Raw genomic sequence first — 9,770 nt, forward strand, 5'->3', positions numbered from 1 at the left:
TTAATTCCTGTCCGATCCGATTTTTTCCTGTTCGATGTGATCCAGGATTTCTTTTGTGATGCCCGTCGGGTAATGACCGGAAAAACACGCATCGCATATAGGCAAATCGTGGTAAAGTTCCTGCAAATCTTCCAGCTTTTGGTACACCACGGCATCCGCCCCGATCACCCGGGCGATTTCCTCGTTGTTATTGTAATGGGAAGCCACCATTTCTTTCCGGACGGACATATCAATGCCGTAAATACAGGGGAATTTGATCGGCGGCGAGGCCGAAACAAAGAAAACCTTCGCCGCGCCATATTCCCGTAACAGGTGAATGATATGACGTGATGTGGTCCCCCGGACGATGGAGTCATCCACCACTGCGACTTTCCGGCCTTTGATGATATCTTTGATGGGATTCAGCTTCTGTTTCACCACATTTTCCCGCTCTTTTTGAGTGGGCGTAATAAAACTCCGTCCCACAAAACGGTTCTTCGCCAAACCACGCCGATAGGGTACATGGACCTCTTCCGCCAGTCCGGATGCAAAAAAGTAGGCCGAATTGGGAACATCAATAATAATATCGGGATCGATACCTGATTCCTGAAAGGTTTTTGCCAGCTTTTTGCCCATTTTCACCCGCTCACTGGCCACCAGGCGTTTATGAAATACCGAATCCTCCCGGGCAAAATAAATATATTCAAATACGCAGAATGCCTGTTTTTCCTGTTTGAGAATTTTGGAATGGACATTCATCTCCTTATCAATAAAAACCGCTTCGCCCGGTTGTAAATCCCGCATCATTTCATATTCCAGAAAATCAAAAACAGTCGTTTCAGATGCAAAGGCATACACCACCCCCTGGTCTGTGAGTTTTCGTCCCATCACCAGCGGCCGGATACCGTAAGGATCCGTAAAGGCCAGAAGCCCTTTGTTGGCAATAATCGTCAGAGCAGAATAAGCCCCTTTGACCAAATCCTGGACTTCTGATACCACATCGAAGAGATCATTGACCTCTAAATGTTTCAGATCTTTCTTTTCAAGCTGGGCGGCAAATGTGTAAAGAATCAGGGCTACATCATTGGACGTATCGAGAAGGCGCATATTGTCCTCATAGAGCCGCCGTCTCAGCTCCTGAAAATTGATCACATTCCCATTGTGAACCATTGCCAGTCCGTAGGGGTAATTCACGGCAATAGGCTGGGCGTCCACCTCCAGAGTGGATCCCATGGTTGCATAACGCACGTGTCCCAAACCACATTTCCCCCGAAAGGCTTCCGGATCGAAATTCCTGAAAACCCGGCTAACGTGTCCCTGTCCCTTTTTCATCCGGAAACGACTGTTCAACGTCACGATACCGGCCGCATCCTGTCCGCGGTGCTGAATCACCGTCAATCCGTTAATCAGCTCTGCAGAAATATCCTCATGACCTGTAATTCCAATAATACCACACATTTATGATTGTATCTCCTGTATATGAATTTTTCCTGTCAGCACATCCCGGATTACTTCGCTGTAAAAAGCTCGCTCAACAGCAAGCCCTCGCTTTTCCACCTCTTCCAGAGTCTCTGCACCGCGCAGATCCACCGTTCTTTGGGCCAGTACGGGTCCGGTATCCACACCGTCATCGATAAGATGCACGGTGATTTTCGTCTCTTTGAGTCCTTTTTCAAAAGCCCATTCATACCCTCCGATGCCCTGAAACCGTGCCGTATCGGCAGGATGGATATTCAAAATCCGGTTTCGGTATCGATGGATAAAAAAAGGCGTCAAAATCCGCATAAAACCTGCCAGAATGATATAATCGGGTTTGTATGGTTCCAGGCTTTCAATCAGTTCCACTTCGAATTCCCGGCGTTTTTTCCCTTTTGAGGACACGCAGACTGCCGGTATGCCGGCTTTCCGGGCTGTTTCAAGTCCTGTTGCCGAGTCCTTGTTTGAAATCACAAGCACCACCTCACACAGTCCTTTCAGGATTCCTTCCCGACACTCCTTCAGGATTGCCGCCATGTTGGATCCCCTTCCGCTGATGAGAATCGCCAGCCGGGCCGTCATACATTCCCCTCCCGCCGACCGATGTCACGGCGCAAATATTTATCCTGAAAATGGATTTTATCCACTTCCGGATAGACCTTTTCAATGGCTTCCTGCAGATTTTTACCCCGTGCCACCACATTCAATACCCGGCCGCCGTTTGTGAGCAGCCTGCCTCCCTCCTGCCGGGTTCCCGCATGAAAAAGGAGGGTTCCGGCAGACAATGTGTCCAACCCGGTGATTTCATACCCTTTCTGATAAGTGCCGGGATATCCCCCCGAAGCCAGGACCACATCAATAAAAGTATCCCGGTAAAATTGAGGATGTACAGTATCCAGCCTGCCTGATAAAGCCCCATCGATCAGTTCGGCCAGGGAGGATTTTAATGCGGGCAAAATGACCTCCGTTTCAGGATCGCCAAAACGAACGTTGTATTCCAACACCTTCGGTCCTTCAGGTGTCATCATGATGCCAAAATAGATGACTCCCCTGTACTCGAAGCCTTCTTCGCGGATTCCCTGCATGGTGGGTTCTATGATATTCTTCCGGACTGCTTCAGCCATGGCCGGAGTATACCATGGGACGGGACAATAAGCTCCCATGCCGCCGGTATTGGGACCCTTATCCCCTTCGAAAGCCTGTTTGTGATCCTGAGAAGATAAGAACAGGCGGATGGTTTGACCATCAGTCATACCTATGACGGACATCTCCCGCCCGTTTAACCGTTCCTCCAGCAGATATGTGGCATTCTTTCCATATTTCTTTTTCAAAGCGGCTATAGCTTCCAGGGCATCTGATTCCGAGTTACACACCGTCACACCCTTTCCGGCTGCCAGTCCGTCATATTTCACTACAACCTGTCCCTTCAAAGACCGGATAAAATCCCGGGTTTCTTTTTCCGCTGAAGCATAAAGGCAGCGGGCAGTGGCCACTCCGTATTTTTTCATGAATTGTTTGGAATAAATCTTTGAAGCTTCCAGTTGTGCCGCCGCCCCGGACGGACCAAAAACACGGGTGAACGATCCCTGAAAAGCATCATGAATTCCCTGAGCCAGAGGATCTTCCGGACCAACAACCAGCCAATCAATTCTTTCGGATTCACAAAATGTCTTAAGGGCTCTAAAATCCATGGGATCAAGGAGACGATTGTTCGGAGTCCCCCCGTTTCCGGGTATTACGAAGATATTCTCCTCTCCCACATCGAGTCCCAGTTTCCAGGCCAAGGCGTGTTCCCGTCCGCCGGACCCGAGAATAGCGATTTTTGTCATGATTCTTCCCTAAGGTATTTCCGGACATCCGCCGTCATGGAAAGGGCCAGTTGTGGAGCCAGCCCGATATAGGTTTCCGGTCGTAAAGTTTTCAGTTCACGGATCAGTACAGGATCCACATTCAACGTATCCAGGGCCTGATGCAGAGATTCCAGGGTAATCAATTTCCCTCGTGTCAAATTTTTCATCATCCCGTAAGGATCCGGAACACCGGATTTTCTTAAAATCGTCTGTATGGGTTCAGCCAGAAGTTCGGGATGTTTTGAAACCTCATCCAGGACGTTCCGGACATTCACACGGATTTTCGAAAGCCCCTGTAAGGTTTCCGAGACCGCCAGAAAGGCATGTCCCAAAGCTACACCCATATTCCGTGCGACGGTGCTGTCCGACAAATCCCTTTGAAGCCGGGATGTTGTAAGATTCTCGGACAAGGCAGACAGAAGGGCGTTGGATATTTTCAGATTGCCTTCACTGTTTTCAAAATTAATGGGGTTTACCTTGTGGGGCATGGTTGAGGATCCCACCTCTCCTTCTTTAAGCGAAAGAAGGAGATACCCCTGCATCAGGTAAAGCCAGGTATCCTGATCCAGATCCCGGATAATCTGATTGATCCGGCGGGTGATATCGAAAAATTCAGCCCAGGTATCATGATCCTCAATCTGGGTTGTAAGAGGATTGATCTCCAGACCGTAACGTTCCATAAAGCGCCGGGAAAAGGCCGGCCAGTCTGCATTCGGACAGGCAGCTCTGAAAGCGGAATAATTCCCGGTCGCCCCGTTCAATTTGCCCCGGAAGGTAAGATTTTTCAGCTTTTTATACTGGGTAAACAGGCGGTTCAGAAAAACGGCTGTTTCTTTGCCGTAGGTCGTGGGTGATGCCATCTGTCCGTGGGTTCGTGCAGGGAAAACCGTATCTGCCCAGGTCTCCGATAGATCACAGAGTGTGAAAAGCAGATTTCTGAGCTGAGGTAACTGGCATGTATCCCGGTAGTTTTTCAGAAGAAAAGTCCAGGAGAGATTATTTACATCTTCCGATGTCAACCCAAAATGAATCCGGTTGGGTTGCCGGAGTCCTGCATTTTTTTGCAGAAAGATTTCACACGCTTTGACATCGTGATTGATCTCTTTTTCAATGGTTTTTACTTCTTTATATTCCTTTTCGCCGAAATCTGTTTCAATCTTCTCAAGCCGCCGAATCTCTTCCGGGGTGAGAAGTGAAAAACAACGCATCTCGTCCAAAGCCCGGATAAAGCGGATTTCCGTAATGACCCGCATTCGCATGAGGGCAAATTCGGAGAAATAGTCCCGGAGGACATCCAGCCTGTCTGCATACCGTCCGTCCAGGGGAGAAATGGCATTAAACATCCTGTTGCTCCTGTAATTGGGCATTCGCCTGATCCAATTTATCTTTGACCTTTTGAATTTTTTTCCGGAACCGGCTTTTCAGCGAGGGGATATTCAAACAAAGGACAGCTGCATCGGCAGCATTTTTCGGATCCACCACAGTCAGGGCCGGTGTATCGGAGGGCATCATGAGGGAAGAATTGATATTTACCAGAAAGTCTGTCTTGTCGCTAAAGGGAGGGCAATTAATAACCGGGACCGGAAGGTTGGCGGAAAGTGCGCCGCCAAGGCCGTTGGAACGCCCTGCCACGGCAATGATTGACACCGGTTCATGGCATTGGATGACATCCTCCATGATAACCGGAATTTTTTCCCCGTTTTTATGGGCCGACACCACACGCATTTTAACGGTAATGTCATAGTTTTTGATGCGCTCCGCCATTTTTTCCGCGTGGGGAACATCGGACGGGGATCCCATGACAATCAGCACACAGCCTTCTTTCAAAAACCCTGCATCCTTAAGATTTTTCAGAACCCTGTCTGCCGGGTCTGCATCAGGATAGTTCAGCGGGGCGCCTGTGATCCGTTCATACAACTCCAGGTACCGCCGGCTCGTTTCCGCCACGATCTCTTCCGGCAGTGTTTCAGGGTATTCTCCCCCCTGTTTATGCTCCATCAGATAATTCCGGACAAATTCCTTATCCAGTTGTTCAACGGATTCAGGATTGGATTCGTAAGCTTCTTTCAGCCAGAACCGGGAGGAATCGGGCGTATGAATTTCATCAATCAGGACCAACTCGCCTTCAATGAGACCAAATTCATATTTAGTATCCACCAGGATAATACCCCGCTCCAGAAGCATGGCACTCCCTTTTTCAAAAAGGCGGAGGGAAACAGAGCACATCTTTTCATAGATCTCCCGGGAAGTCCATCCTTCTTTCACAATTTCTTCGGCACTGATGGGGCGGTCCGAAGCTTCTTTTGTCGTGGGTGTGACAATAGGTTTCGGAAAGGGAGCATTTTGAGTCAGTCCGTCAGGGAGAGACACGCCGGAGAGAGTCCGTTCGCCTTTCTGATATTTCCGCCAGGCCGAGCCGGTCAGGTAGGCCCGGATAATCATTTCCAGCCGGATGGGTTTGGCTTCACGGACCAGACTGATGGCAGGATCCACTATTCTGACAAAGTGGTTGGGACAGATATCCCGGGTTTTGTCAAACCACCAGGCTGCCAGGGAATTGAGAACCGCTCCTTTTGCCGGGACCGGTGTTTTCAAGACCCTGTCGAAGCTGGATATTCGGTCTGTCGCCAGAATCAGGCGATGCCCGGCATCCGCTCTGAAACTTTCACGGACCTTCCCGCTGTGGAGTTTTTTTAATTGCGGGGAATCAAAACGGGGCAGACAATCCATGCGTATTCCTCCTGTATTAATGCTTAAAATGACGCATTCCGGTAAAAATGAGTGTTATATCCAGTTCATCCGCCTTCTCAATGACGGCCTTATCCCGGATAGATCCGCCGGGCTGTACGATGGTCCGTATCCCTTCGGCATGGCTCAACTCCACATTATCAGGGAAGGGGAAAAATGCATCGGAAAAGAGGACGGCCTTACCCATCTCCGTGCGGATATACTCCTCCAGTCCTTCAGGATTACCGGTATATTCGTGTTTCAGATTTTCCCGGCAACGTGCCAGGGTAAGAAGTGTGGAATTCACCCGGTTCGGCTGGCCGCATCCCATGCCCAGGAGCTGAAGATCACCATCTGCACATTTCCGGACAACACAAATGGCATTGGATTTCAACTGTCGAACGGCTGTGAGTCCAAAACGCATCAGATTTTCATCCACTTCAGCCTTTCTTCGGCTCACATAATCCACCTTATCCAGCAATTCACGATCTGCATCCTGATAAAGAAGGGCATTATAAATAAATTTCATATCATGCACAGGTTGAAGTCTGGCCGGATCAAAAACAACAATACGCAGATTTTTATGCTGTTTCAAATATTCCAGGGCATCGTCTTCAAAACCAGGAGCCGCCAGTATTTCCACAAATTTTCGCCGGCTCTTGTCGCTTGCATCAAGGTTCAGGAATTCGGCTGTTTCGAGTGTTACCCTTTTGTTGAAAGCAATCACGGATCCAAAGGCGGATACCGGATCTCCGTCCCAGGCTTTTTTAAAAATTTTTCGCTGATTTTTCCCCTCACTGAGTCCGCAGGGATTGGCATGTTTAATGATGGCACACCCTGTCCCTTTCAGATCCCGAACCGCTTCCAGGGCGCCGTAGAGGTCGAACATATTGTTGTATGAAACGGCTTTTCCATGAAGGACTTCCATATCGCACAGGGAATCAAGGGCATTCCGCAGGCGATAAAGGGTTCCTTTCTGGTGGCTGTTTTCCCCATAACGAAGGATCTGCGGATGATCAAAGGCAAAGCGCAAGGTCGGTTCTCCAGCCTGTTCGTCCATGGTTACGGCAATCAGGCTGTCGTAATCGGCCGTATGATTAAAGGCTTTCCGCATGAGTTTGAAACGGGTTTCCAAATCCGTATTTCCCCCGTTTTCCGTCATGTTTTCCATCACCATCCCGTAATCTCCGGGATCCACAACAGTTGTAACCCATTTGTAATTTTTTGCGGCGGCCCGAATCATGGCAGGTCCTCCGATATCAATATTTTCAATGAGCCGGGACAGATCCGCGCCCTCATTTTTAACCCTTTCAAATGGATAAAGATTGCAAACAACCATATCGATAGGGAGAATTCCCAACTTTTCTGCTTCTTCCCGGTCCTTTTCACGGTCAAAAAGAAGAGCTGATTCAATCTGAAAAGAGATGGTTTTCATCCGGCCGCCGAAAGCTTCAGGATTTCCTGTAACCGACTGAATATCCGTCACCGAAACACCGGCCTCTTTCAACACACGACGTGTCCCGCCGGTGGAAATAATTTCACAACCCGCTTCCTGAAGATACTTGCCCAACTCCGCCAACCCGGTTTTGTCCGACACGCTGATTAAAACACGTTTAATTGGTCCGTAGCCTTTCATAGAAATTCTTCTTCCTCCTTTTCATTATCCCAACGCCTTTACGATATTCACGAAAATTTGCAATCCTTCTCCCTTTTCATCTTTTAGATGGCCTGTTTTATTTCGACGGTTCCAATCGGGATGGTTATAGGCAGTGAGATAGGCTTCCGGATGTGGCATGAGTCCGAAAACCTGTCCCGACGGATCACAGAGTCCGGCACAATTCAATTCAGACCCGTTGGGATTGAAGGGATATCGGTCTGTAATATGTTCTTCTCTGTCTATATAAGCCAGTACGTTCAACTTTCGGTCCACCACCGCCTGACGGATATCATCATTTTTAAATATCAATTTGCCTTCACCGTGCCGGACCGGCAGGTCCATAACATCAATTCCATGTAAAAAAGGTGTGGGATGATCCGCCAGAACTTTGCAGGAAATCCAACGGTCCTCAAATTTTCCCGAGTCATTAAATGTCAGGGTGGCTTCCTGTTCCCGGTTCCCACCGGTATTGGGCAGGAGTCCCATTTTCACCAGGGCCTGAAAACCATTGCACACACCGATAATATATTTCCCATCCTGCAGAAAACGTTGAATTTCCTCCATAAAGGGAGTGCCGGAAGCAATGGGGCGGACCTTCAACTGGTTAGCCAGGACTTTTGCAGAGCCCAAATCATCCCCAAAAGAAAACCCACCGGGGAGGTTCAGCAAATCATAATCATGAATTGACACATCCCCGTTAAAAATCCGGCTCAGGTGGACAATATCCGCATGGGCACCTGCAAGACGGCAGGCCGCGGCCATTTCCTCCTCACAATTAATTCCCGAGCCGGTTATCACAAGAGCCCGGATTTTTCCGTTCTTCATATTTATTTCAGAACACAAGACCATTTCTCCATCTTTCAAGCATTTCATCTTTAGATACTTCGAGGATTTTTTCTCCTTTGAAGGATACTATCAGAACCGGTTCTTCCGTCACAGCTCCCAGGAAACGGGCATAGGTACCCATGAGACTTTCAAAGGTTGTTTGATTTTTCATCGGGACGGAGACCAGAAAGCGGGAGTGGGATTCGGAAAAGAGTTCGGGAATGAGGGGCAGATCGCCATATCCTACATCCACGGCACCGCCATAAAGCCCTCCGATGACACATTCTGCCAGAGCAACAGCCAATCCCCCGTCCGATAAATCATGGGAAGACGCCAAAAATCCTTCCCTGTGGGCCATGGCCATCAGCCGGTAGAGATTCAGGGCATGAGATTTCCGGACCTTGGGCACATGAGCCCCAAGATAACCCAGAAGACGATAAAATTCCGAGCCGCCCAATTCATCCCATGTTTTTCCCACCAGGTAGATCGCATCCCCGGGACGCTTAAATTCGCTGGTTGTAACAGTCCGGATATCATCGATTTTCGCCGCCATGGAATAGAGAACCGTGGGTGGGACGGAAATTTTCACATTCCCTTTACGGAAATCATTTTTCATGCTGTCTTTGCCGGAAGTCATGGGGATATTGAAAGTGGTGGCCATATCGAACAGAGCCTGATTCATGCGGACAAGCTGGGCCAGTTTATATTTTCCATCGGGATTCGTTTCGGGGTCATAGACCGAATCGGGGACACAGAAATTATCGTTTACAGACCAGAAGGGACTGTTCACATCTTTCGGATCCGGCAAACGACCGCCGATGGAAATAATCTGCCGGACAGCTTCATCAAAGGCGCCGGCTGATGCTTCATAGGCATCGATATCCCCGAATTTTGGCATAATCCCGTTAGACACGGCAATACCTTCCCAGGAATCGAAACCAAGGCGTATCACTCCGGCATCCTGAGGGGCATTTCCCGTTACGCCCATGAGAGGTTTGACCACTGTCCGTCCCTTAACCTCATGATCATAGCGGCGGATAATACTTTCCCGGGAGCAGATATTCAGACTCCCCAAAAGGGAAAGAAGGGTTTCTTTGATATCCGGTTGTTCATTCAGTTCCGGTTCATGAACCAAGGGTTTTTGCCATACTGCCTCAAGCTGTTTCCGGGGCACGCCATTATGGAGAAAATCCAGATCCAAAAGGGCCGCGATTTGGTCCTTATAAAAAAGTTTTAGATTGCCCGAATTGGTAAAC

At 48.9% G+C, this 9,770-nt stretch carries 8 protein-coding genes; all 8 read right to left on the minus strand.

Translation table 11 applies throughout. The annotated features are described in order from the left end of the window. On the minus strand, positions 1–1,437 hold the full coding sequence (gene purF, locus J7K63_08620; GenBank protein MCD6235082.1) for an amidophosphoribosyltransferase: 1,437 nt from the start codon (positions 1,435–1,437) through the stop codon (positions 1–3). Further along, complete coding sequence (gene purN / locus J7K63_08625) at positions 1,438–2,037, minus strand: phosphoribosylglycinamide formyltransferase (protein MCD6235083.1); 600 nt, start codon at positions 2,035–2,037, stop codon at positions 1,438–1,440. Beyond that, the gene (gene purD, locus J7K63_08630) at positions 2,034–3,284 is read right to left on the minus strand and encodes a phosphoribosylamine--glycine ligase (GenBank protein MCD6235084.1); all 1,251 of its coding nucleotides are present in this window, start codon (positions 3,282–3,284) and stop codon (positions 2,034–2,036) included. Before purD ends, purN begins: the two co-directional genes overlap by 4 nt. Continuing rightward, positions 3,281–4,648, minus strand: coding sequence for an adenylosuccinate lyase (purB, locus tag J7K63_08635; protein ID MCD6235085.1), 1,368 nt, complete (start codon positions 4,646–4,648; stop codon positions 3,281–3,283). Before purB ends, purD begins: the two co-directional genes overlap by 4 nt. Then, positions 4,641–6,035, minus strand: a complete 1,395-nt coding sequence (locus tag J7K63_08640; GenBank protein MCD6235086.1) for a phosphoribosylaminoimidazolesuccinocarboxamide synthase — start codon at positions 6,033–6,035, stop codon at positions 4,641–4,643. Before J7K63_08640 ends, purB begins: the two co-directional genes overlap by 8 nt. 16 nt (positions 6,036–6,051) lie before the next feature. Next, positions 6,052–7,668, minus strand: a complete 1,617-nt coding sequence (gene purH / locus J7K63_08645) for a bifunctional phosphoribosylaminoimidazolecarboxamide formyltransferase/IMP cyclohydrolase (protein ID MCD6235087.1) — start codon at positions 7,666–7,668, stop codon at positions 6,052–6,054. Positions 7,669–7,692: 24 nt separating this feature from the next. Further along, entirely contained in the window at positions 7,693–8,514 is an 822-nt protein-coding gene (locus J7K63_08650; protein ID MCD6235088.1) for a phosphoribosylformylglycinamidine synthase subunit PurQ, read from the minus strand. A 7-nt stretch (positions 8,515–8,521) separates the two neighbouring features. Then, positions 8,522–9,770, minus strand: a 1,249-nt coding sequence (locus tag J7K63_08655) for a phosphoribosylformylglycinamidine synthase (GenBank protein MCD6235089.1), incomplete at its 5' end; no start/stop codon positions are given.

This window comes from Candidatus Neomarinimicrobiota bacterium (genome assembly GCA_021157965.1).
Classification (GTDB): domain Bacteria; phylum Fidelibacterota; class Fidelibacteria; order Fidelibacterales; family Fidelibacteraceae; genus Fidelibacter.